This is a genomic window from Commensalibacter communis (genome assembly GCF_947179105.1).
GTDB classification, from domain to species: Bacteria; Pseudomonadota; Alphaproteobacteria; order Acetobacterales; family Acetobacteraceae; genus Commensalibacter; species Commensalibacter communis.
Map to the genome: position 1 here is coordinate 19,746 of NZ_CAMXCK010000008.1, position 25,491 is coordinate 45,236.

The 25,491-nt window shown below is 38.6% G+C and carries 17 protein-coding genes; all 17 read left to right on the forward strand.

The features are described 5' to 3' along the window. Positions 1-71: 71 nt before the first annotated feature. On the forward strand, positions 72-1,016 hold the full coding sequence (locus PQG52_RS10505) for a 2-oxoglutarate and iron-dependent oxygenase domain-containing protein (RefSeq protein ID WP_271829434.1): 945 nt from the start codon (positions 72-74) through the stop codon (positions 1,014-1,016). A 24-nt stretch (positions 1,017-1,040) separates the two neighbouring features. Then, on the forward strand, positions 1,041-1,178 hold the full coding sequence (locus tag PQG52_RS10510; RefSeq protein ID WP_271829435.1) for a TIR domain-containing protein: 138 nt from the start codon (positions 1,041-1,043) through the stop codon (positions 1,176-1,178). Between the two features lie 168 nt (positions 1,179-1,346). Beyond that, entirely contained in the window at positions 1,347-1,520 is a 174-nt protein-coding gene (locus PQG52_RS10515; protein ID WP_271829436.1) for a hypothetical protein, read from the forward strand. Between the two features lie 150 nt (positions 1,521-1,670). After that, complete coding sequence (locus PQG52_RS10520; protein ID WP_271829437.1) at positions 1,671-2,204, forward strand: RsiV family protein; 534 nt, start codon at positions 1,671-1,673, stop codon at positions 2,202-2,204. 100 nt (positions 2,205-2,304) lie between these two features. Beyond that, positions 2,305-3,534 (forward strand): argininosuccinate synthase, encoded by a 1,230-nt coding sequence (locus PQG52_RS10525; RefSeq protein ID WP_271801960.1) that lies wholly within the window; start codon positions 2,305-2,307, stop codon positions 3,532-3,534. A gap of 24 nt (positions 3,535-3,558) precedes the next feature. After that, the gene (locus PQG52_RS10530; protein ID WP_271829439.1) at positions 3,559-4,056 is read left to right on the forward strand and encodes an FKBP-type peptidyl-prolyl cis-trans isomerase; all 498 of its coding nucleotides are present in this window, start codon (positions 3,559-3,561) and stop codon (positions 4,054-4,056) included. Between the two features lie 12 nt (positions 4,057-4,068). Further along, positions 4,069-5,079, forward strand: coding sequence for a tryptophan--tRNA ligase (gene trpS, locus PQG52_RS10535; protein ID WP_271829440.1), 1,011 nt, complete (start codon positions 4,069-4,071; stop codon positions 5,077-5,079). Positions 5,080-5,084: 5 nt separating this feature from the next. Next, positions 5,085-5,501, forward strand: coding sequence for a secondary thiamine-phosphate synthase enzyme YjbQ (locus PQG52_RS10540; RefSeq protein ID WP_271829465.1), 417 nt, complete (start codon positions 5,085-5,087; stop codon positions 5,499-5,501). A gap of 56 nt (positions 5,502-5,557) precedes the next feature. Further along, positions 5,558-6,271, forward strand: coding sequence for a ComF family protein (locus tag PQG52_RS10545; protein ID WP_271829466.1), 714 nt, complete (start codon positions 5,558-5,560; stop codon positions 6,269-6,271). A 95-nt stretch (positions 6,272-6,366) separates the two neighbouring features. Continuing rightward, positions 6,367-6,624, forward strand: a complete 258-nt coding sequence (grxC, locus tag PQG52_RS10550; RefSeq protein WP_271790403.1) for a glutaredoxin 3 — start codon at positions 6,367-6,369, stop codon at positions 6,622-6,624. 51 nt (positions 6,625-6,675) lie between these two features. Next, positions 6,676-7,158, forward strand: coding sequence for a DUF2147 domain-containing protein (locus PQG52_RS10555; protein ID WP_271829441.1), 483 nt, complete (start codon positions 6,676-6,678; stop codon positions 7,156-7,158). A gap of 798 nt (positions 7,159-7,956) precedes the next feature. Further along, positions 7,957-8,298, forward strand: coding sequence for a DUF6616 family protein (locus tag PQG52_RS10560; protein ID WP_271839751.1), 342 nt, complete (start codon positions 7,957-7,959; stop codon positions 8,296-8,298). A gap of 137 nt (positions 8,299-8,435) precedes the next feature. Then, positions 8,436-13,640, forward strand: coding sequence for a Hint domain-containing protein (locus PQG52_RS10565; RefSeq protein ID WP_271829443.1), 5,205 nt, complete (start codon positions 8,436-8,438; stop codon positions 13,638-13,640). Between the two features lie 88 nt (positions 13,641-13,728). After that, positions 13,729-15,225: an AMP-binding protein gene (locus PQG52_RS10570; RefSeq protein WP_271829444.1), complete on the forward strand. Its 1,497-nt coding sequence runs from the start codon at positions 13,729-13,731 to the stop codon at positions 15,223-15,225. Between the two features lie 82 nt (positions 15,226-15,307). Then, a complete protein-coding gene (locus tag PQG52_RS10575) occupies positions 15,308-21,913 on the forward strand; it encodes a type I polyketide synthase (RefSeq protein ID WP_271829445.1) in 6,606 nt (2,201 codons plus the stop codon). Positions 21,914-21,922: 9 nt separating this feature from the next. Next, a complete protein-coding gene (locus tag PQG52_RS10580) occupies positions 21,923-23,968 on the forward strand; it encodes a fatty acyl-AMP ligase (RefSeq protein WP_271829446.1) in 2,046 nt (681 codons plus the stop codon). A gap of 36 nt (positions 23,969-24,004) precedes the next feature. Further along, positions 24,005-25,474, forward strand: a complete 1,470-nt coding sequence (locus PQG52_RS10585) for an autotransporter strand-loop-strand O-heptosyltransferase (RefSeq protein WP_271790410.1) — start codon at positions 24,005-24,007, stop codon at positions 25,472-25,474. The last annotated feature ends 17 nt before the right edge of the window (positions 25,475-25,491 follow it).

Here is a 25,491-nt window from a genome sequence, read left to right on the forward strand (position 1 = left end):
TTGTTGAATAGAGAGAAGTAATGCATATACTATTATTGACATTATTTTCTTGTGAAAAGGATATCCAGAGAATGCAGGAATATATCCCAGTTATTGATATTTCTGATATCTATCAAAGTGATAAAAATAAGCATCTGCAAATTGCGCAACGTGTTGACGAGGCATGCCGTCATTCAGGCTTTTTTTGTATTACAGGGCATCATATTTCACAGAAAGATATCCAAAGGATTAAAACTCTTGCTCGTCATTTTTTTAGTCTTCCGATGGAAGATAAACAAAGTATTAGTATTCTAAATAATCAGATCTATAGAGGGTATAGCAGTCATGAGATGGAGCAGTTAGATTACCAACGTAGTATTGATTACAAAGAAATATTTGATATGGGCTATCACCTAGATGCTGACCATCCTGAAGTGCAAGGAAAAGAGCCTTTTCGTGGTTCTAATCAGCACCCAGAACATTTGATTGCAGGCTGGACAAAGCTGTTTGAGACACATTATCAAAATATGACAGAGCTTGCTAAAGTGTTGTTTCGAATAATTGCTTTGGGATTAAAACTAGAAGAGAATTTTTTCAATGATATGTTTTTTGAATCGTTAAGCACCTTTAGAATTATTCATTATCCAGGTTTGCCCAAGCAACGTAATCGCGTTGTTTGCGGAGCGCATACAGATTATGGGATTTTAACGATTCTGCACCAAGATGATGTTGGTGGATTACAAGTGAGAAGTAAAGATAATCAATGGATTGATGTTCCGCCAATCACTGATGGTTTTGTGGTAAATATCGGGGACATGATGGCGATGTGGACGAATGATCGTTATAAAAGTACCTCGCATAGAGTATTAAATATTGGTCAAGATCGTATCTCTATGCCGTTTTTTACGGAACCCCATCCAAGTCAACTGATACAATGCTTGCCGCAATGTTCGGACGAACAAAATCCACCTAAATATCCTCCTGTGATTTGTAGGGATTGGTTATTGAAACGCTTTAAAGCGGCTTATAATGGCTAAGTAGATATTAAGAAAGCATAAAATATGTCGAACATAGAAAACCCACTGGTTTTTATAAGTTATACAGTAAAAGATCGTGAAAGAGTGTTGCCTTTTTATAATTATCTTGACCAGTTTGGGATTAATGTTTGGATGGATTTTAAGCGATTAAAAGGTGGGTAACAGTGGGATTTCGAGATTAATAAGGCATTTCGGCAAGCTGCACTGGTGATTATTTTCCTTTCTAAAAATTTTGTCGAGAAAAGAGGATATAATCAAAGAGAAGTTAAAATGTCTCTTAAAAATTTAGAATAGAAATTAGATGATGATATCTATATTATTCCTGTATTATTGGATGATGTAGAACAAGAACAGATAGAACGACCTGTTGCTCTACAGCATATACAAATGATTAATGGATATCATGCTGAGGATAAGGAACAAATATTAGATTCGATTAAAACGCAATTTGAGAAAATGAAGATTGAATTAAAGCATATTCAAGAAGAGGCAAAAGTATTTTAGACCGTCAAACCTGTTAAAAAAAGTTGGGATGAGTTTCCTGGATATAAGATCAATTTTGATTTTATAGAATTTCAATCAAATCTCTATCAAGATATTCATTATATAGCTAATATTATTAATGGTAAGCTCAGGGAAAAACTTTTAGAAACCATGTCTTATAGATTTGAGCAAGACATTAATTATTATCAAGATGAATATCGTCGAGATTGTTCAACTGACTATAGAACATATCGATATGAGGATAGGCTGCATAATGTAAAGATCATAGGAAATATTATTTCAATACAGTATGATTTTGATGCATATAGGGCAAGTGGAAACCACGGAACACAATGGACAGAATATTATAATTTTACGTTAAGTCCTTTAACTAAAATAGAATCAATTTTATGGTTATTAAAAGATGAAGAAAATGAGTTTTCTGAGTTGCAGCAGATTGTTAGAAATAGATTAATTCAATATTTACACGCGGACGATGATGATTGGCAGATTGTAGATGGGACTAAGTTTTCTGAGGATCTAAATAGCTTTGCTTTGGCAGATCGTCATATAGAATTTAAGTTTCGTAATTATCAAGTATGTTGTTATGCGCAGGGTAACCCATCAATTTCTATTTCTTACGGTGAAATAGTTCATTTACTTTCTAAACATGCCAAGGTGCAGTTGGGTTTAGAGAAAAATTAGATGAATTTATATGTTTTCCAAGAATGTTTATTTAAAATACCTGTCGATAATGCTATAAAATCAGCAAATATTTAGATTTTAGTATGAAAAGAGAAAAACTATGGCAGAAAAAAAGGTGAACAAAGTCGTTCTTGCCTATTCTGGCGGATTGGATACTTCAGTAATTTTGCGTTGGTTGCAAAAAACTTACGAATGTGAAGTCGTCACGTTTACTGCGGATTTAGGGCAAGGTGAAGAACTCGGGCCTGCACGTAAAAAAGCTGAAATGTTTGGTGTAAAAGAAATCTTTGTAGAAGATTTACGTGAAGAATTTGTTCGTGACTATGTTTTCCCGATGTTTCGTGCCAATACCTTGTATGAAGGTCAATATTTGCTTGGAACCTCTATTGCACGTCCATTAATTTCAAAACGTCAAATTGAAATTGCTGAACAAGTGGGTGCTGATGCGGTGGCTCATGGGGCAACAGGCAAAGGAAATGACCAAGTCCGTTTTGAACTGGCTTATTACGCATTAAAACCAGATGTCAAAGTGATTGCGCCTTGGCGTGAATGGGAGTTAACCTCTCGCACCCGTCTGTTACAATTTGCTGAAGAAAATCAAATTCCAATCGCACATGATAAACGTGGGGAAGCACCATTCTCTGTTGATGCGAATTTGTTGCATTCTTCTTCTGAAGGTAAATTGTTAGAAGATCCAGCTGTTGCGCCAGATGAAATCGTTTTCCAACGCACGATTTCTCCTGAAGATGCACCTGATAAAGCCACTGAAATCACCATTGATTTTAAATCTGGTGATCCAGTAGCGATTAATGGGGTGGCAATGTCCCCAGCAACCTTGCTAACTCGTTTAAACGAGTTAGGTAAAGAAAATGGCATTGGTCGTTTGGACTTGGTTGAAAACCGTTTTGTGGGCATGAAATCCCGTGGAATTTATGAAACCCCAGGTGGAACCATCTTGTTATTTGCTCATAGAAATATGGAATCTATTACCTTAGATCGTGAAGCTGGGCATTTAAAAGATAGCATTATGCCTCGTTATGCTGAATTGATTTATAATGGGTTTTGGTTCTCTCCAGAACGTCGTATGTTGCAGGCTTTAATTGATGAAAGCCAACATTCAGTGAATGGTCGTGTGCATTTAAAACTTTATAAAGGTAATATTATCCTGATGGGTCGTGAAAGCCCCAATAGCTTATATGACATGCGTGTGGTAACCTTTGAAGATGATGAAGGCGCGTATAACCAAGTAGATGCGCAAGGCTTTATCAAATTAAATGCATTACGTTTACGTCTGGGTGCACAAGCAGGACGCCGTGGTGGCAGTTTATAACTCTGTAAATAGGAATTGACGATCATGAAAAAACTCTTTGCTTTTGCGGCTCCAGCATTATTGGCACTCTCTTTGACTGCATGTGGTGGTGATAAAGACGTTCAGTTAACTTCTGATCAATTTATGAAAAAAGTTTCTGCTGAGTCTGGTGTGAAAACACTCCCCAGTGGTTTAGCTTATCGTGTCATTAAATCAGGGGATCCTAATGATGCATCTCCTACCAAAGGTGATCTTGTTTTGGTTGAATATGAAGGGCGTTTGCCTGACGGCGTGATTTTTGATGCTTCTGATCGTCATGGTGGTGGATTGATGCAAATGCCAGTCGACGGGTTGATTCCTGGATGGATGGAGGCATTGCCGATGATGCATCCTGGTGATACATGGCAGTTGTTTGTTCCTGCTAATCTTGCTTATGCAGATAAAACTATGGGAATTATTCCTGCAAATAGTCCATTAGTCTTTAAAATCCACATGGTTGGGGTTACAAAAGGCTCTGGTGACAATGGTAGTAATTTAAGATAAAGGTATTTCATTATGTCTAAACCGTTAGGAAAAAGAGTTTTTTCTGGCATTCAACCCACAGGGATTCCTCATCTAGGAAATTATTTGGGAGCTATTCGTCACTGGGTTGATATTCAAGAAGGGAATGAATGTATTTATTGCCTTGTGGATATGCATGCGTTAACGGTTTGGCAAGATCCTGCACAATTGAGAAAGCAAGTAATTGAACAAGCAGCGATTTTAGTTGCAGCAGGCATTGATCCACAAAAACAAATTTTGTTTAATCAATCAGCGGTTTCAGCGCATGCGCGTTTGGCATGGATTTTTAATTGTGTGGCGCGTATTGGCTGGATGAACAGAATGACCCAGTTTAAAGATAAAGCTGGTAAAAATAGAGAGGCTCATTCCGCTGGCTTATATGTTTATCCAAATTTGATGGCGGCTGATATTTTGGCTTATAAGGCAACTTGTGTGCCTGTTGGTGAAGATCAACGTCAACATCTAGAATTAGCCAATGATATTGTTCAGAAATTCAATCATGATTATGAGACAGATTTCTTTCCAGAAGTACAAGGCTATATTCCGACAACCAGTGCTCGTGTGATGAATTTACGTGATGGCAGCAAAAAAATGTCCAAGTCTGATCCTTCTGAACAAGGGCGGATTGAGTTAATGGATGAAGATGATGTCATTGCAAATAAAATCAAACGCGCCAAGAGTGACTCTGAACCTTTGCCTTCGGAAAAAGAAGGGCTGGAAAATCGTTTAGAAGCATTGAATTTGGTTTCTATATACTCGGTGATGTCAGGCAAAACAGTTGATGAGACGTTGCGAGAATTTGCAGGACAGGGGTTTAGTGGTTTTAAAACCGCTCTTGCTGATGTATTAATTCAACATATTGCGCCTATTCGTGAGCAAACAAAGAAATTATTATCCGATCAAGCGCATATTCATGCTATTTTGAAACAGGGCGCTGAAAAAGCGTCAGCGATTGCAGAGCCTATTGTCTCTGAAACAGAAGCAATTGTAGGATTTATAAAATAATGATGATGAAACAGCAAACGAGTTTTCTACAGATTCAAACACACGGTCAAGGGCTTACGATGTTGAATGTAGACATATCAAACTGGATTCTTAAAACAGGAATTGTTACTGGTTTGCTGACTTTATGGTGTAAACATACGTCTGCATCTTTTATTGTGCAGGAAAATGTTGATCCTGATGTGCGCCATGATATTTTGCACTATTTGAATGATTTAGTGCCTGAAAACCGGTCTTATTTACATAATAGCGAGGGTAAGGATGACATGCCTGCTCACATTAAGACAATATTAACTCAAACACATCTTTCTATTCCAGTAGTGAATAGGCAAATGGTTTTGGGAATGTGGCAGGGTATATATTTATTTGAACATCGTAAGCATCCGCATTTACGAGAAATAGCACTGCATTTACTGGGCGAATAATATTTATCGTCAGTTTCTTTTTTTTTGTATAAAAAAGCAGAAAGAAATTAATAATAATTTTACAAAATTTTCTTGATTTTCTTATACCTCCGCGATGTCTCATGTGTAATCATATAGTGCTAGACGCTGGACAGGTATGTGCGCATTGTTTTAAACAGCTGCATTTTATAGAGTTTCCATATTGTCGTTTATGTGCTCGTCCATTTGCTTCGCAGGATGAAGCAGGGAAGAAAAATATTTGTTTAGATTGCGATACTTCTTACGTTTCTTGGCAACATTGTCGGGCAGCTTTTGTCTATAACGAGGGTTTTAAAAAATTGATTATGCCTCTGAAATATGGCGATCAACAAAAAAGCCTTCAATTCCTTTCATATTTCATGTATCGATCCGCTCAAGATTTAATTACAAAAGCAGATTATATTATGCCTGTTCCTTTACATAAAATGAGGTTGAGATATCGTAAATATAATCAGTCTGCTTTATTAGCATGGCAATTGGGGCGTAAGGGCAACACTAGGGTCTTGCCTATGGGACTAATGCGCATCAAAGAGACCATTGTTTTGGGCCACCTTAGCAAGAAAGAGCGACGAGTATTGCTCCAAAATGCTTTTATAGTGCATCCAAAATATAAGCAATATTTAGAAAATAAGAGAATTATATTAGTAGATGACGTGATGACGACTGGGTCTACGATGGCGGAATGTGTGGAAACGTTATTAAAGGCAGGCGCAAAACACATTGATATTATTGCAGCAGCAAAAGTCAGTTAACGTAACAAAATAGATTTTAATTCATATAGAGGTCTTGTTTTGTAGTTATGTGTTGTCTATGTTTTATAATATTATGTATTTATTAGGAGTTAACAATGGCTAAAGTTGAAATTTACACGCAACCTGGTTGTCCGTATTGTCAAAAGGCGTTGATGCTTTTACAAGCTAAGAACGCAGATTTCCAAGAAATTAGTGCTCCCAAAGGAACTCCACAACGTGAAGAAGCAATTAATCGTTCCGGAGGAAAAACAACAGTACCCCAGATCTTTATTGATGGTAAGGCGATTGGTGGGTGCGACGATTTGATGGCGTTGAATCAATCTGGTGAACTACAAAAATTGCTTGCAGTCTAATCAGCTTTATTTTTTAATTACAGGTTAGTTAAGTAAAGGCGGTAAAATTTTATGTTATATATATATATCAAAATTAAAACACTAAATTTTATCGCCATTCTAATAATTTTATTGTTTACTTTCTGTAACGCTGTTTTTGTCAAAGCACAACCAGTCAATACTATTCCAGAGGTTGGTTTATGGGCTACTAAAGAGAACGATGGCGTTTTTAACATTTATGCTTGTGGTCAAAAATTATGTGGTCGTTTTGTTGGAATGCAATATACAACGTCGATGCCTCCTGATACCAAATATGGGCATTCACAATGCAATTTCTTGATGTTGCGTGACTTCGAGCAAGATAAATCTGGAAAACGCTGGCGAGGGACGATATTAGATCCAAGAGATGAAAAATCCTATAATGCTAAAATATGGCTTACCAATAAAAATGAGCTACGTTTGCGTGGCTATTTAGGAATTAGTTTATTTGGTGAAACACAGGTTTGGCATCGTTTTACAGGAAAAATACAATCTCATTGTAAGTTGTCAGATTAGGGATTAAAGCCCGTTTCTTGCGGAGCTCTTAAGACGTACTTGCAAATTAAAATGGTCTTTATTAGCTAAAGATGGTTATCGTCATGGTGCGATCCAATAAGTGTACAAAAATTTATAAGCATAATATATTAAAATCGGACGAAGGGATGATCGATAGAAGCTATGGTTTTCGAGAGGAATCGTGTGAGGCTTTGGCAAGATGTGGCACTTTTTAACGCGTAGTTAAAATAAGATTTGGATATGGGAGGCTGTATATTCGGATTTTATCATGACTTTGATTGAAATTATGAGGGGTTATAATAACATAAATTGTGGTACAATTATGCAACGATAAAGTGTACTAAATATTCTTGTTTTTGGCTGTATCGTTGGTGAGCTTGTAAAAGCTCATTATCTTAAACTCATTAGTTCGAATCAAGACGTAAGTCTATGGAATAAAACGGAATAATTTTCAGGTAGAGGTGGAGATTTCAATGTTGTATGCATAAAGTTCATATTCACGCGGTTTAAGTATATTATTGATATTACAATGTTTTATTTATTCATTTCGAAGTTGTTATTTTTAAATAAGAAGTAAAAACAATTTTTAATCAGTATACTCAGAATTAAAACCTTTAAGTTTTCCTTATCTATATTGATGAATATATTGATTTTATTAATAAAGTTCTATATACTTAGTGTGTATAAACATTTATTAACTGTAATGTTAATGATTGTTGGATAGTTTATCTTGCAATGTGTAGGTTAAGCTATTTTATTTTGTATGGGCTTTAAAAGGGGGTGGGCATGGCTTATGTAATGACACAAGTTTTTTCACCAAAAGAAAAGTGGGGAAAACTTACTAAGTCAGTAAAAGAGCAAATTTTACAAAGAATGATTGTAAATTTGTCTTCTTTGGCAGGCGGAAATTTGGTGCGACTTATCGCGGCTGGGCAAATTGATGGTGGAATTCCTAGGGTGGTAGACTCTGAGTTTTACGTCGTTTGGTCTGTTGAATTAAATGAAATGAGTAAACATATTGCACAACATTTACGTGAAAGTGAATGGAATGAATATTTTGACGTTGTGAACGTCGGAGGGCGCGCTCTTAGTGTTCCTGAATTTGCTGATGTAGTTTTGGCAGATTTAGAGAGATCGTGATCTTTGCGGGTATAAGCGATTTAAAATTTTCACCAAGTGAATAAAATAAATAAAACAAATAAATATAATAATAATAAATAAAAATACAGAAATTGAATAAAATAAAGTGGGTTAATAGTTAGTTTTAAGGTATTTCAATGTCTGATGATAATATAATATCAAGTAATGAACAGTTGGCCACTGTTGCAGTTGCAACAGATGACAACGTTTCTTCTTCATTAAGTGATTTGGTTTTAGGAAGTTCCGCAGGCAGTCTTGTCAGCGGCGGTTCATTAAGTAGTGATTCATTAAGCAGTAATGGTTCGGCTGCTTTATCTGATTTGGTGTCTGCAGGTGAGTTGGGGTCTGATGCTGCTGCATTTACTTCTATGTACAGTGCTGCGGCAACGTCTATGTTGGATCAAACTTTCTATGCAGGATCTTTGAATAGGGCTGCCCAGCTTAAGACAGCAGGGATGCCTGACTATAATGTCGTTAGTACTGTTGCTCGCGCGTTAAATAATGTCACTATTAGTAATGCTCCTAATGTTGGGGATACATACAAGTACACCTATAATGCAGTGCAGTCTGTGACTGCATATGCTGGCATTGGTTATAATGGTTCAGGTCATGCGATTTATCAGACCAATTCAGCGATAAGCGTCACCAGTACTGGTGTGACGCAAATTGCTGCTGGGAATAGTCTGTTAGTTGGTAGAGCGGGTGCGACTGATGGGACGGCTAATTTTGGCCTTCAATACAGACCTGATGGTAGCGCCAATTTTATAATGGATCAGGGGTCTTATTTAAGTGCCAATGGTTACGTTGGTGGTGTTGCCGATAAATCTCAGGCAGGAGCGGCTGTGGGTGCTGGTGACAGAGGTCTGCGTACGGGTAACGTTTTGGCTGCTGATAACGTAAGTGCCGATGTTGTAGGTGACTGGGGGATTATTGGTGATGCCGCGACAGGATTAAATCCCACAACCAACAAATTTGGTAAGAATGCCCATCTTAATATCGGTGGTAACCTTGGTATCTTCATGAATGCCTCTGCAACTTATGACGAAGGGCTGCAAGTCAATGTAGGGGGAGGTATATCAGCAGGTAGTGGTGTGTTTGTCGGCTCCGGTGGTTATATGTCAGTGGGTAATAATGGCAGATTTAATATCACTGGTGGTATGGGTGCTGCCTATTCTGGTGGGTATACTGGAAGCAATGCAAGAATGTATTTAGGGAGCGCCAATAGCGTCCACTTAGATCAGGCGAACTGGGGCAACTTTGCCGCGCAGGCCGGTGCCGTTATTTCGGCTGGTGATGATTTTAATTTGCGTGCTTTAGAGATATCTGTTGGATATGGTCAGGTAGCTAGCACGGGTGGTATTCTTGGTGATGATCCTGCGTCTATGATTATCGGCAGCAACGCTATTATCAGTTTGGCACAAAAAGGTTTGTCCGATAATGGTTTAGAGTTTTATTTGGGCTCCGATGGCGCGATTGTAGTGGATGGATCTGCTGCTAATGCTATCTCAGGAAATAAATTAATTATTGGTAATGGTGCACAAATCGGTGCAAGCACAATTTCTCTGGGGAATTATGCAAAAGATTACTCAGGGGTGGATCCTCGGTCAAGTCCGCCGGTTGCAATGAGCTACTCTTGGTATCATACGGGAAATAATAACAGTATTACTATTGGCTCAGGTGCTACAATTAATCTTTCTGGCGGTATTGAATTAGATGGAAATAATAACGTTCTAACAATGAATGGTGGTGGTACTAGTGGTAATATTTTAAACGCTGGTTATATTAGTGCAGGTCGTTTTTACCAAGAATATCAGATACCGCTTGTTAATAGCAGCTCTACTGCGGGCGGAACTAAATATAACTATGTATACGACAATACTTCTGGTGCTAATGTAACATTTGGTGATGGGTATATTATTACATTAACCTCTGGTATAACTTCTACTGGATTAGCAAATATACCAGTTATTAGTAACAATGGTAACTTGATGGCGACTGCCAATAGAGATATATTTACATTTGGTAGTAATGTTACATTAAATGCTAACTCCGTTGTCGTGGGTGATTATTCTCTCGTAGCATCAAATACAAAGCCTGGTGTAAATCCCTTTGTTTTTTCCAAAGTGGAATTGACGTCAGGGGCCTCCTTAACATATGGAAATAACACTAAACTAAATCTATCTGGTGCTGTTTTATTAAATGGTTCTGGAAATGCGATGAGTTTTGGCGATCAGTTGACGGCCAACGTCTCAACAATGTCGTTTGGTGTTGGTCCAGCAGGTGGCGTTCAGCGTAACAATATTTTCTCTGCGGGTGCTCTTGCTAGTATTACGGTATCTAATGGGCTAAGCAATAGTTTAGTTAACGGAACGTTCAGAGTTAATAATAATGGTTATATTCATCTTCTTGCAGGTGATTATGTTCTGAATGGTGCGGGAACGGCTGCAGCTTCTAACAATAATGTTGCAATGGGAGATAATAGCCAATTATTGCTTGATACAGGGTCTATTTTGGTTAGTGGTCAATGGCAAACCTTTACGATGGGAGCTACCGCTCAAGTTTCTGCTAAGGATTTTAATGTATCAGGTACATCTCAAACACTATCTTTTGGATCTAATACAACTGTAAATCTAAATGGTGCTACTTCTTTTGTTGGTTCTGCCAATAAACTGACTTTCGGTGATAATTTAACCTTTAATGGAGCTGTGCAAAATCTAACTAATGGCACGGGCTTAAATGTTACTGGTAAATCAGAAGTGCTTACTTTTGGTAATTTAACGAGCATGAATCTGCATAATGGTAATTTTTTATTACAAGGTTCTGCTAACCAAATGAACTTTGGTACTAATTTTACCTTAAATGCAGGTTCAATGTATCTTGGTAGTGATACGACATTAGCGGGTACTCAACAGGGGAATATTTTCTCTGCGGGTGCTTCTGCCAGCATTACGTTAAGTAACGGGTTAACCAACAGCCTTACATCTGGAACGTTCCAACTTAATAACAATGGATATATTCATCTTCTAACGGGTGATTATGTGCTGAACGGATCAGGGACGGGCGCTGCTGCAGCTGCTAATAATAAAGTCATAATGGGGGATAACAGCCAATTATTGCTTGATACAGGATCAATTTTGGTCAGTGGTCAATGGCAAAACTTTACAATTGGTAGTAGTGGGAAGGTTGTTGCGAATACGTTAAGTGTTGGTGGAACTTCACAAACTTTCACGTTTAGCAATGGCGCTAATGTTACTTTAAATGGTGGTCTTGTTGTCGATGCGAATACAACGACGATGACATTTGGTAATGACGTTGCATTGACTGTTGGCACTTCTGGTATGACATTTAATACCTCAACCCAGTTTGCTGTTGGTACAGGTGGTTCTGTTGACGTTGCAGGTGATATCACTTTTGGTTTGAATGCAGCTAGAACGACATTTAATGTCGGGGCAAACAAAACCGCATTTAATGCTAGGAACATTATTCTGAATGCAAACAGCCCAGCGTTAACGTTTGGTGCAGGGATTAATTATGGTGTTGCTGGATGGAGACTGAATGGTGCTTCAAATCAGATTACGTTAGGTGATGGTGCTACAGGATCGATCGGGGACATCACTATTGGTGGTAATGCAACTGGTGCCTTCTTTAATACTGGCAACGCAACGGATCTTAGTTTTGGTAATGCAACATTTATAAATGATGCTAAATTTACTTTGAACGGTAAAGTTACGGGACAATCATTAAGTTTGGCTGGGACGACAACGGTTGATATTACTGCTGGTGCAAATGTTAATATTGGTAGCCTTTCCCTAGATGGTACCAAGCAAGTTATTATCAATGTTGCTGCTGGTGCAACTTTAAACGTGGATTCAGTCTCAACATTCGGTGTAGGATCTAACAATAAACCTGTCATTAATATCAAAGGTGGTACGGTTATTGTTGGTGGTCAGAAAGCAAGAGCATTAAGTTCTGATCAGTATGTTGTTGATTTTGGCACTGCTGCACAAAAGGGTATTTATAAATATGAAGGTACTATCCAAGAGAATAGTGGTAAAGTCACTCTACAAAACTTCGATTTAACAGATGAGGCTGTATTTGAGATTGGTGATAGTTATCTTGATCCAAACCGTTACCAAACAAGTGTTGTAGATGGCGTTTTATATGTCGACTATATCACGGAAGCTGGTCAACGGGTTAATTTAGCACAATTCAATTATTCACCGACTGTTGCAGGTGCAGTTCCTAACGTTGTTATTAAAGATGATAGCTCTAGCTCTACTGGGCATACGATTACGCTGACTAAGTGTTTCGTAACGGGAACTCATATTTTAACGCCAGATGGTGAAGTGACCGTTGAAAACTTACAAGTTGGAGATCAGGTTGTTACGTTGCAAGACGGACGACAAGTCACCAAAACGATTGTTTGGGCTGGTCATATGGATGTGGATGTAAATCATTACGAACATAAAGATACCTTATATCCAGTTTGTATTAAGGCACATGCATTTGGTTTAAATCAGCCTTGTCGCGATTTACTGGTAACACCAGAACATACAATCTATGTTGATGGTGGGTTAATCCCAGCACGTATGTTAGTTAATGGACGTTCTATTATCGTAGATAAATCTATGGATCGATTTACTGTTTACCATATTGAGACAGAAGAGCATTCAATATTGTTGTCAGAAAATTTAACAACAGAATCTTATCTAAATACTGATGATCGTCATTTATTTAATGGTGATGCGGTTAATCTGCACTTGACCTTTGATGAAAATGCGGGACATCAAAGTTGGGAAAATGATGCTGCTGCACCATTGACTGTAGCAAGACATCAAGTGGAACCTATTTGGCAACGCTTGGATCGTCGTGCAACACAACAAGGTTATGCCCCTGTAATCAAAAAAGAGATTACAAGAAATCCAGATCTTTGTTTGATTACACAAAAAGGAATAAAACTTCAACCTATTGATATCAAAGGAAATGTCTACTCCTTCTATGTTCCTGCTAATGCCCGCGTGGTTGCGATGTATTCAAAAGCAGCGTTGCCATCAGAGGTTGTTGGTCCATTCTTAGACGATCGTCGTATGTTGGGTGTGTTGGTTGCTAAAATCAGCGTGCTTGGCGAAAAGTCTTTTGATATTTTACCATCTGATATGACTGGTCTTTCTGGTTGGCACCCTGCTGAGTTGAACAGAACAGATCGTTGGACACAAGGATTGGCAACGTTACCCGCAGTTGTTTCAGAAATGAGCAATCAGGTGAAGTTGGTAAAAATTGAATTGACCACTACGGCAGAGTATTTTGTAGATATCATTGAATGTGCAGAACAAATCGCATAGACTTGGTTTTTCTATGAAAAATGATATGATTTAATTAAGTTAAAACTTTCCTTTTTGAAATTTCAAAAAGGAAAGTTTTTCTTATTATATGGTGGAGATTTTTAGTATGTACGATCGGTTTATAGAGCATGTTGCGAGAATAGCTCCAGGTAAGGAGGCAATGCTGTCATTTGATGGTTCGGTTACTTTTGCCAAAATGGACGCGGATATTAATCGATTGGCAACAGCATTATTGCAAAAGCTAAACCCATTACCGAAGGTCGTAGCAGTTTCTTATCAACAAATGCATCCTCACTGGATGTTTTTGATGGCATTAAGCCGCATTGGCGTTGCGACAGCATCTGTGGGTGATGACAGTTTAATTGCAGCTAGAGAAATAGCGGTTTTAAAACCAGATTTGATTATTAGTGATGCTTTTTTTGATGTAGAAACCGAGGCTAAAGTTTTAGTTTTAGATTTGGAATGGTATTCTCAAATTGTAGATGGATCTGATGTAGAGCCTTTACGTTTTGCACTCCCACGTGACCGTGTGGTAAGGGTTGCAATTGCTGCGGGAACCTCTGAGAAAAAGCACAGAGTCGATTTTACAGCGCCGATGATTGAGGCAGCTGTTATTCGCCATGCTCATCAAGAATATATTGAATGGGAAGGTGCAGAGGATGCAGCACAATATCATCGTTTATTGCCTACTTTAGGGACAGGCAGTATCCATGGATTTTTATCTGTGTTGAGTATATGGTATGTATGTGGTTCAGTTATCATGGCTGATAGAGAACAATATCCAGCAGCCATCGCAATGCTAAAACCATCGATAATGATTATTTCGCCGTCACAATTAGAAGATATTTTAAGTCATATGCCTGCTGACGTTCCTTCTGTTACTGGTTTAAGATTAGTAGTTTCGGCTGGATATTTTGCTTCAGCGTTACAAGAAACAGTTCGACGTAAGCTAACACAACATATGCGTGTATTATACGTGACTAGTGAGGCTGGGTTAATTGCCGGTGCCCGTGTTGAACAAATGACACATGACGATATGGCAGGGTGGTTGCTACCATCGGTCGATTTACAAATTGTCGATGATGAAGATAATGAGTTGCCTGCTGGTGAGATTGGGAATATTCGAGTCAAGAGTGCAGAGCTTGTTAATGGTTTTTATGAAGATGAAGAAGCTACAAATCGCCAATTTAAGGATGGCTGGTTTTATCCTGGAGATTTAGGAATATTAGATATTCGCGGGGGCTTGCGCATTTTTGGTCGTGCAGATGAGTTATATAATTTTGGTGGCGACAAATTTTATGCGCACACGATTGATCGTATTGTGCAATCATTACCCGGTGTCAAAGATGCGGCTTTATTTGCTATGCCTAATGAACAAGGTGTTCCTGAACCATGGCTAGCAATTGTTAAAGATGTTGATTTTAATGTGGAAAAAGTAAGTGAAGCTTTAGAAAGTGAATTCCACAACCTACCTAATGTCAGAGCTATGTGGGTCGATACGATTCCAAGGGATGTGACTGATCGTGTATTACGATATCAATTAAGTATGGCGGCAACTCAGCAATATGCCAAAATGCAAAAATAAAATAGTTATTGCTGATTATACAATTACATCAAGTTAAGAACTATATAGTACAAAAGTCGTAAAAGTTGAAAGTAGAATACCCATGAAAATATTAGGTGATAAGCAATATTCTGGTGAAATAGCTATCATTGGTATTGGTTGTCGATTCCCAGGTGGAATTGTTGATTTATCTAGTTTTTGGGAAGCTGTTTGTGGCAAAAAAGAAACTGTTAGTGAAATATTGCCTTCTCGTTGGAACTGGAAAGGGGCTTACGATAAAGACAATACAATGATTGCAAAAAGCTTCTTTAAAAATGGGAGCTTCCTGACGCAGCCTATTGATGAATTTGAACCATTATTCTTTGGTATGTCACCAAAGGAAGCTGTGCAATGCGATCCACAACAACGTGTACTATTAGAAGTTGCTTGGGAAGCAATGGAAGAGGGAGGACTGGTTGCTTCTCACTATGCGGGTAAAAAAGTTGGTGTTTTTGTTGGAATTTTTGCAACTGACTGGTTAATTATGCAATCCAGTCATTATGCAAGTGAAGGAAATGTGGAAACTAATTTCTTGGCGACGACCGCCTCAACAACAATGATCTCTGCTCGTCTATCTTATTTCTTTGATTTTTGTGGACCTTCTTTGGCTTTGGATACAGCGTGTTCTTCTTCATTGACGGCTATTCACTTGGCCTGCCAAAGTTTAAGAGATGGTGATAGCGATATGGCAATGGCTGGTGGGATCAATATTATGTTGACCCCACAGTCAGGTTCATTGGTTGCTAAGGCTCGTTTCATGGCTGAAGACGGCAAAAGTAAAAGTTTTGATGCAGCAGCAGATGGCTATGGGCGTGGTGAAGGCTGTGGCGTTGTCATTCTCAAACGATTAGAAGATGCCATTGAAGACGGTGATAAGATCCATGCAGTCATCAGCGGTATTGGGATTAACCAAGATGGTCATAATGAAGGGATAACAGTTCCAAGTGCGGTGGCACAGGAAAAGCTTATTCGTTCAGTAGCTGAACAAGCAAAAATTGATTTAAAAGATATTGTTTACGTAGAGGCTCATGGTACAGGAACACCCGTTGGTGATCCGCTGGAAGCGCAAGCAATTTCAAATACAATTGGTAAAAGTCGCCCGCAGGAAAGTCCTGTCATTATTGGATCTGTTAAAGCCAATATTGGTCATTTAGAAGCAGCAGCGGGGGTGGCTGGTTTAATTAAGGCTTGTTTATGTCTTGAACATAAAGCCGTACCACCTCAAGCTAATTTAAAAGAGCCCAATCCGAATATTGCATTTACGGATATGAATTTGCGTTTAGTACAAGACGAAGTTGTACCGTTAACAACGACCGCAAAAGACTTATATGCAGCAGTAAATTCGTTTGGATATGGTGGTTCTAATGCGAATGCGATTATTCGCTTACCCCGTAAAGAAGAAGTTGCAACCAGAATCAATTCTGAAGAAGCGCATTTACCTTCTGATAACTATATCTTGTCTCTTTCAACAAAACAGCAACCTTCATTAAAATTAACAGCCGAGGCTTATGCTGCATTTTTAAGAGCGGACAATAGTCCATCTATTGAAGATATTACATATTCTGTTGGAAAGCATCGTTCATTCTTCCAAAGGCATTTGGTCACGTTTGGTAAAACAAAGGAAGAGATTGCTCAGAAATTAGAGGATTTTGCGCAAGACAAACCTAATCCAGATGTCGTTGTTGGTCAGCAACAAATTAAAACCCAAACACAGCCTGCGTTCGTATTTTCAGGCATGGGACCACAATGGTGGGGAATGGGGCAATGGTTGCTAAAAAATGGACCTGCTGAATCGTTAGCAATTGCAAAAGAAATTGATGGTTACTTCCAAGAGCTTTCTGGATGGTCTATTCTTGCTGAATTGCAAAAGACAGAAGAAGAATCTCGTATTCATGAAACTGCTGTTGCGCAACCAGGTATTTTTACAATACAAGTTTGCCTTGCAGAAGCATTAAAGCTTTACGGTATTCAACCTTCTGCGATTGTTGGTCATAGTGTGGGTGAGGCTGCTGCTGCATATGTTGCGGGTGCATTGAGCCTAAAAGATGCAACAACGGTTATTTATCATCGTAGTCGCCTGCAACAGACTTTTGCGGGACGTGGTTCGATGTTGGCTGTTGGAATGCCCCCATCAGCATCAGCTGAATTAATCAAAGATTATGAAGGGGATGTTGCCGTTGCTGCGATTAACAGTCCTCGTTCCTTTACATTATCTGGTAGCAAAGAAAATCTTGAAAAAATTGCTGCTGAATTGGAAAAGCGTTCTGAATTTAATCGTTTCTTAAAAGTTGAATTGGCTTATCATAATCCAATTATGGCTGACATTCGCGATGAATTTGAAGAGGCTGTTGAAAATATTGAACCTAAAGTTCCAACTATTCCTTTATATTCAACAGTGACAGGGCATATTTGTGATGATACGTTCTTTCATGATGCAAGCTATTGGTATCGTAATTTAAGACAAACAGTTTTATTTGCCGAAGCAATTACGACGATGATTCATGATTCCTATTCTCTATTTTTAGAAGTAGGGCCCCACCCTGTTTTATCTGCTTCTGTGAAAGAATGTGCTGCAACTTTAAATGCTTCTGTTGGGACAGCTTACACGTTCCATCGTTCTGAACCAGAAGAGAAATCTTTGGTTAAATCCTTGGCAAGCTTATCTGCTGTAGGTTTAGAATTGGATTGGGATAAAATCGTTTCAGGTAAAAGGGTAGATTTGCCATTTTATTGTTGGGCAAAAGAAGTTTATTTAAATGAAAGTAAACAATTGCGCGCACGTCGTTTGGCAGAGCGTGTTAATCCAGTCCTGGGGAATGTTGATTGGTCAGGTTCTCGTGGTTGGTTATCTGAGCTGAATATTAATTTTATGCCATGGATTGTCGATCATCAGCTTGAAGGAATGAAAGTTTTTCCAGGTGCTGCTTATATTGAAGCTGCAATCGCTGCTCATGCTCAACTGGCTGCTGATGCGCCAAAGGAAATGCAAGAACCAGCTATTGTTGAAGATATTCAATTTAAAAAAGCAATGCTGATTGATGGGAAATTTTATCCATATATCACATGGTCTGTCGATGAATTGACTGGACGGTTCTTGGCATTTGGTCGCACAGAAAATGATTCCCCCAATTGGGAACTATATTCAACGGCGTTGTTACGCCGTACTGCTCCATGGAATGGCGATCAAATAGAAGATATAGAAGCATTAAAAGCAAAAATTACCGAAGAAGTTGATGTATCATTCTATTACGAAAAGATGCATGAATTTGGAATGCAATACGGTCCAGCATTTCAAACCATTAAACAACTTTATCGTGGCAACGGCGTTGCATTTGCACATTTAAAAATTGCAGAATCTGAAAAAGATACTATCGAAGATTATTATATTCATCCAACATTGCTTGATGGCGCATTTCAGTTATTCGGATTGTTAGGCGCAGAAAAGCAGGTGTCTGATACGACCTTTGTGCCTGTTTCGATTGAACGTGTGATGTATTTCGGTCGTCATGAAGGTGAGCTCTATGCCTATGGCGGTAATGTCAGACGAGATGATGAATTCTTAATTGGTGATATTTACATTTATACACCGAAGGGTGAACCCGTTGCGAAGATTACAGGTTTGACCGTCAAAGAATTAGCAACTGAGAGGCAAAAAGAAGCCAAACGTGCACGTTGGTTATATCGTTACGAATGGAAAGACGCTGAAGTTACACCATTATTGGGTGAAATTGCGCGTATTGCTCTTATCACCGATAATGATGCTATTGCCGATCCATTGATTGCGGAGCTTGAATCCCAAGGACTAACTGTCCTGCAAGGAAGGCTTGGAGAAAAATCTGGATCAGAAACGGATAGTATATTCAATATTCGTTATGGCAACGAAGAGGATTATAAGGCGTTTTATTCCTTTGTAGATATTCAAAAATGTCGAGCCTTGGTGTATTTACGTAAAGATAATATTAAGAATAACGATGCTATTGGTTTATCTTTGGTACAAGAGTTATTATGTGTGACCAAGAGCTTACCAGCGTTAGAAGATAAAGACATTACAGATAATTTACGTTGTGTGATTATCACGAATGGTGCTGAGAAAGTTCTTGAAGACGAAAATATCGAACATCTTGGGCAATCTTCTTTACGTGGGTTCATTCGTGTATTTTCATTAGAACGCCCAGAAGTTAAACCTAAAATGGTTGATATTGATGGGAATATGAATGCAGTTGAAATTCCTGTTTTGGCAGCTGAAATTTTATCTGACGACGTAGAGGATGATGTTGCATTAAGAAAAGATAAACGGTTTATTTCACGTTTAGTTCCTTATAAGCATCAAGAGAATGTTACCCCAATTCCATACGAAGAAATCAAAGGAAAAAATCTTGGTTTCCGTTTGATTCCTGGACGTTCGGGGATGTTGGATCAAATTCATTATGAAACTTTTGAGCGACAAAAACCACCTCCAGGCCATATTGAGGTTGAAGTTGTTACGTCTTCTTTGAACTTTAAAGATCTTTTAAAAGTGATGGGCTTGTTGCCCCGTTCAGTTGTAAAGGGAACTTTTCATCAAGATGGTTTAGGAATGGAAGCAGCCACACGGATCGTTGCTGTTGGTGAGGGGGCTGAAGCAGCAGGATATTATGTTGGAGATCGCGTGATTATTTCAACAAAAGATTGCTTGGCTTCTCACGTAACATTCTCTGTTGAAACGTCTTATGCAATGCATTTGGACAAAAACTCTACTATTCGTGAAGCGCACCGTTATAATTTGTCAGAAGAAGATATTGAACGTGTTCGTAAAGAATTAGTGTTTGAAATTCCTGATGCAGAAGCGTCAACAATGCCGACTGTTTATTCAACTGCGTATCATACTTTGCTGGATATTGCTGATATTCAGGAAGGACAAACGATACTGGTTCACTCAGGCTCTGGTGGTTTGGGGCTTGCAGCGATTTCTATTGCCAAAATGCGGAAAGCTAGAATCTTTGCAACTGCTGGTAATGAAGAGAAACGTCAATATCTACGTGATATTGGATGTGAGCATGTATGGAATTCTCGTAATTTAGAGTTTGTTGACGGTGTTAAGGAAGTTACAAACGGAAGAGGGGTGGATATTGTTATCAACTCTTTATCTGGTGAAGCATTACAACATAGTTTAAGTTTGGTGGCACCATACGGATATTTCTTCGAGGTTGGGAAAAGAGATATTGTTGAGGGCAAATGGCTACCGATGCATGCCTTTAATGAAAATATAACCTTCCGTTCGATGGATTTGGATCGGATGTTGGCTCAACGTCCAGAGGAAATTATTCGCATGTTGGCGGCTTGTACGCGTCATATCATGAACAGAGAAATCGTGATGCCGCCTTGTACTGTTATGCCAGCAGCCAAAGCAACAGAGGCTTTCAGGTTGTTAGCGTCTGCTCAGCATATCGGTAAAGTCGTTTTAGATTTCTCTGATACTACGGATTTAATGGTTAATCCTCTTCCGAAAGAAATCCCAACAGTCCAAGAAAATGCTGCGTATTTGGTAACTGGTGCTTATGGGGGAATGGGATTACAATTAGTACAATGGCTGGTATCTATGGGTGCTAAACATCTTGTATTGGTTGGACGTTCTTTAAAAATAGAAGATGAGACAATCCAAAAAGCACTAGATATCCTTGCTTCACATAATATTACTGTTCATCAAATGCAGGCTGATATTGTTGATTACAACAGTATTAAATCTGTTATAGAGCAAGCCACGCAATTGGATGTACCGTTAAAAGGTGTTTTCCATTGTGCGGCCGTGATTGATGATGGTGTGATTACTAACCTTGATAATGAACGTTTATCGAAAGTTATCCTGCCAAAAGCACAAGGTGCATGGAATTTACATGAACTGACCAAGGATATGGAATTAGATCATTTTGTTCTATTTTCCTCCGCTACCAATTTGCTTGGGAATATTGGTCAAGCAGCCTATGTTTCAGCGAATTTCTTCTTAGACGCGTTGGCGAAATATCGTAAGCAAATTGGCTTGCCTGCGCTTGCGATTGAGTGGGGTGCTATTGATGGAGGCAGTATGTATCAAAAAGATAGTCGTGCTGCGAAAAACTTTGAAACCATTGGGGTCACACCTATTCCTATTAAAGAAGCATTATCAACCATTTCCTTGCTTTGGAAAGCAGATCAGCCTTGTGTTGGTGTCTTGGATATTGATTGGTCTAAATGGTTTGGTGTGTTCCCGATGACTCGTTCAGTTGGACGTTATCAAGAGTTATTAACACTTGGTAATTCTTCTTATGAGCAAACTGAAGTATTACGTCAATTAAATGCCTTGCCATTAGAAGAACGTTTACCGTTTGTGGTTAAGAATTTGATTGATATCTTGACTAAAACCTTGCAAATTCCACCTGATAGCATTGATGGAAATACCCGTTTAACAGAACTTGGTATTGACTCACTTGTGGGTGTAGAGCTGCAAATTGCGATCAGTAATACGTTAGGATGTGAGATTTCATTATTACAATTAATGAAAGAGGAAAACCTTCAAGATGTGGGGAAAGTCCTACTAAGAAAGTTGAAAGTATCTTTTGAGAGCAATGAATCATTAATTCTTGATTCTGATGCTGAAGGATCAGAAGAAAAAACAGCAATGCTTGAAGATTCCTCTAGTAAAGAAATGGAATAAGCATACAGTATGGCTCTTATTGTTCCAGATGTTTCCGAGGAAGATTGGGCATGTAAAGTATATGGCATTGTTGATTGGCACACGGCGACTTTGGTCGATATGTTACAACATCGTGCCAAACTTTCCCCATCTATGGTCTTGTATTCCTTATTAGATGGGGATTGCAATATTGTAGATCATTTAACAAGTACTCAGTTGAATGATCTTGCTGCCACGATCGCTGCTGGATTACATCATTTTGGCAAGGAGGGGGATCGTGTCCTCCTCTTATGTGATAATGATTTAAACTATATTTCTGCATTTTTTGGATGTATTTACGCGGGTATGATTCCTGCGTCTGGTGTCCATATTGATGTCATGCGCAGTGATGAACGGTTTGAGATGGTTGCAAATGATGTGCAGCCAAAGCTCATTATTGGTCCACGCAAAATTTTGGCTGATTATAAAGCCAGCCACAAAGAATTAAATTGTAAGCCTATTTGGGTGCCTTTAGAGGTTTTATTTAACGCAAAAAATAAAATCGCAATCAGAGGTAATAATCATGATGTTGCTTTTATTCAATATACTTCTGGAACAACAAGAAATACGAGGGGAATAGAGCTAACACATCGTAACCTGATTTTTAATCTTCGTCATCAAGCCAAGAGCTATGAATATTTAGATGAAAAATATAGTGGTCTTAGTTGGCTGCCTTTAGCACATGATATGGGGTTGATTGGTTGCGTTTTGCTGGCGATAGGGTGCGGTGGGGAGTGTATGTTATTACCACCCAAATATTTTATTGAAAAACCAGCACGTTGGTTACAGGCCTTGTCACGATACAAAGTCGGCATGTCTGGAGGGCCTACATTTGCATATAATTTGTGCACAAAAGAGGTCACTGATGAGGAAATGCAGCAGCTTGATTTATCTTCTTGGGAGTTGGCTTTAAACGGCGCTGATACCGCGCAAGCTGATATTATGCAGCGTTTTTGCCGAAAATTTTCTGTGGTTGGGTTCAAGGCGCGTCATTTAGTTTTCGGGTATGGTTTGGCAGAGGCCACTTTAACAGCCACCAGAACACAACGACGTGTTTTACCTAAATTTAGAAGTTTTTCAAGAAGTGCATTAATGGCTGGTTTTGCATGGCCAAGTATTAATAAATTTGATCGAAGAGAGCTAATCTCCTGTGGGACATCGTTAGAAGACCAAAAGGTTGTGATTGTCGACCCAGAGACAAATATGCCGCTTAGAAACGGGCGTGTTGGGGAAATATGGATCACAGGTCCAAGTATCGCGAAAGGGTATCTGAATAGGCCAGAAGAGACGGAAGAAATTTTCCACGCAAAAATCATAGGGCAAAATGAATCCTATTTACGAACTGGCGATTTAGGTTTTTTATTAAATGACAATTTGTTCTTTTCTGGACGAATTAGTAACGTGATTACCTTACGTGGAAAAACTTATGACCCAGATGATGTCAGTGGTGTTTTAGAAGCAGCATGTTCGGACATTCGTCCAAATGCAACAGCATTTTTCCTTGCTGATTTAGAAGATCCTGTATCAATTACTGTCATCATAGAGTTAATTAAAAAACCAGTAGGTTCATTTGATACAATTGCTCAAATAGCCTATGAAATCATTACTAAAACTTATGATATTTGGCCAAAAACAATTGTGCTGACACGACCAGGTGGGGTATTAAAAACCCCAAGTGGTAAGGCACAAATTGCTAGAACGCGTAAAGCCTTGAACGAAAATGCTTTGCCTGTTATTAAACGATTTGATTATGAGGTTCCTGATCTTCCTCCACCTTTGACATATGAGCAGGCTCGGGTTGAAGTGGAAAAATGGATTGCAGATGCAACAAAAGAGTGGGATGAGGATGTGAAAGAGCTAACGCGTGAAAAGCTAGTGAATAGGGAGGTAGATTCGGAATTGTTGCTCAATTTACGGCGTGATTTTGAATTACATTTTCATATTCAGATTGATCCATCTGAATTTATGGTTGCGTGTCAAAATTATAATGATTTATGTAATTTGTTAGCTAATCAAATAAGTGTAACTGTATCGTAGTTTTACATAATTATAAAAGTTAAGAGGGAATAGAGAATGAGTGAAGATCCTAAAGTTAAAGTTGAAGGCTTTGAACGTATTAAATTAAAAACACGCGAAGAAAAAGAAACGCTTGACTCAACTGAAACATCAAATTTACAGGCAACAAAAGAAGATTCTACAACCCAGCCTATTATTGAAGATCTCGCTAAAAGATTTTCTCCTCAGATCGGTGGGGAAAGCAATGTTTCTAATCAATCCACGCCAGAAGATTCTGTTGGTTCAGCTCAGCCACAATCAAATACAGAAGGAAGTTTAGTTCAACCACCACTAAATCCTACTCAAGATGCAGGTTCAGGAATTGCTTTTGACTTTAATTTTGCGATGCGTGTTTCAGTTCCAAAGCCAGCGGAAGGTGAAGGTTGGCGTATTCAGTTATATGATCTGGATACAGAGGTTGCGCTATTAGATCAGCCCTGTTTTGATGTAGGGCATGCTGCCACAGCAAAACATCATTTTTTAAATGGAAGAATTACAGTTTCAAAGATTCTTAAAAATGGGAAAATCGAAGATGTCTTTACTCACCAGTATAATGCTGAAAATAAGGATGTACTAATTGTTTTTCCAGTAGGATCTCTAGGGGATTCCTTAGGATGGATGCCTTATGCTGAGAAATTTAGAAAAAAGCATCGCTGTAACTTGACACTTGCGATTGCTTTGCCGTTGATTGAGCTATTTGAAAAATCTTATCCCGAAATTAAATTTGTCGATGCTATAGAATATGCGAAAAAAGAGCCAAAAGATCCTTATTATGCCTCTTATTACATAGGATTATTCTTTAAAGACGAAGATAATCATTGGCAACCTGAGGACTTTAGACAAGTTGGATTACATCGTACTGCAGGTTATATTTTAGGAGTGGATCCAACAGAAGAGCCTCCAAAACTTACATATAGTGATGATACAAGGCCGATAGAAGAGCCATATGTTGTTATTGCTTCTCAAGCTTCAACACAATGCAAATATTGGAACAATCCTTTTGGATGGTATCATGTAATTAAGTTCCTAAAGTCAGTTGGGTATCGTGTTATTTGTATTGATAAAGAGGCCGTTTTTGGCCGTGATTTGGTTTGGAACTATATTCCTAATGGTGCAGAGGATCAAACAGGAAATCGTTCTTTGGCAGAAAGAGCACGTTGGTTAAAGCATGCTGAATTCTTCGTTGGATTATCTTCTGGTTTAGCATGGTTGGCATGGGGGGCTGGTATTCCTGTCGTGATCATTTCTGGTTTTACTCATCCATCGACTGAGTTTGATACGCCTTATCGTGTCTTTAGTACTCACGTTTGTAATAGCTGTTGGAATGACGTTCGGTATCAGTTTGATCATAGTAACTATTTATATTGTCCTAAACATCAAAATACACCTCGTCAGTTTGAATGTACGAAAGGGATTTCACATCAACATGTTATTAAAACAATTTTGCAAATTCCAGGATGTCGATCAGAAGTAATTAATAACGCCTAAAGATAAATTAAAAAAAC

Coding starts and splice junctions, on each gene's coding strand:
- PQG52_RS10505 (WP_271829434.1), top strand. CDS start 72: ATGCAGGAATATATCCCAGTTATTGATATTTCTGATATCTATCAAAGT.
- PQG52_RS10575 (WP_271829445.1), top strand. CDS start 15,308: ATGAAAATATTAGGTGATAAGCAATATTCTGGTGAAATAGCTATCATT.
- trpS (WP_271829440.1), top strand. CDS start 4,069: ATGTCTAAACCGTTAGGAAAAAGAGTTTTTTCTGGCATTCAACCCACA.
- PQG52_RS10570 (WP_271829444.1), top strand. CDS start 13,729: ATGGTGGAGATTTTTAGTATGTACGATCGGTTTATAGAGCATGTTGCG.
- PQG52_RS10555 (WP_271829441.1), top strand. CDS start 6,676: ATGTTATATATATATATCAAAATTAAAACACTAAATTTTATCGCCATT.
- PQG52_RS10540 (WP_271829465.1), top strand. CDS start 5,085: ATGAAACAGCAAACGAGTTTTCTACAGATTCAAACACACGGTCAAGGG.
- PQG52_RS10525 (WP_271801960.1), top strand. CDS start 2,305: ATGGCAGAAAAAAAGGTGAACAAAGTCGTTCTTGCCTATTCTGGCGGA.
- PQG52_RS10520 (WP_271829437.1), top strand. CDS start 1,671: ATGTCTTATAGATTTGAGCAAGACATTAATTATTATCAAGATGAATAT.
- PQG52_RS10530 (WP_271829439.1), top strand. CDS start 3,559: ATGAAAAAACTCTTTGCTTTTGCGGCTCCAGCATTATTGGCACTCTCT.
- PQG52_RS10565 (WP_271829443.1), top strand. CDS start 8,436: ATGTCTGATGATAATATAATATCAAGTAATGAACAGTTGGCCACTGTT.
- grxC (WP_271790403.1), top strand. CDS start 6,367: ATGGCTAAAGTTGAAATTTACACGCAACCTGGTTGTCCGTATTGTCAA.
- PQG52_RS10585 (WP_271790410.1), top strand. CDS start 24,005: ATGAGTGAAGATCCTAAAGTTAAAGTTGAAGGCTTTGAACGTATTAAA.
- PQG52_RS10560 (WP_271839751.1), top strand. CDS start 7,957: ATGACACAAGTTTTTTCACCAAAAGAAAAGTGGGGAAAACTTACTAAG.
- PQG52_RS10580 (WP_271829446.1), top strand. CDS start 21,923: ATGGCTCTTATTGTTCCAGATGTTTCCGAGGAAGATTGGGCATGTAAA.
- PQG52_RS10510 (WP_271829435.1), top strand. CDS start 1,041: ATGTCGAACATAGAAAACCCACTGGTTTTTATAAGTTATACAGTAAAA.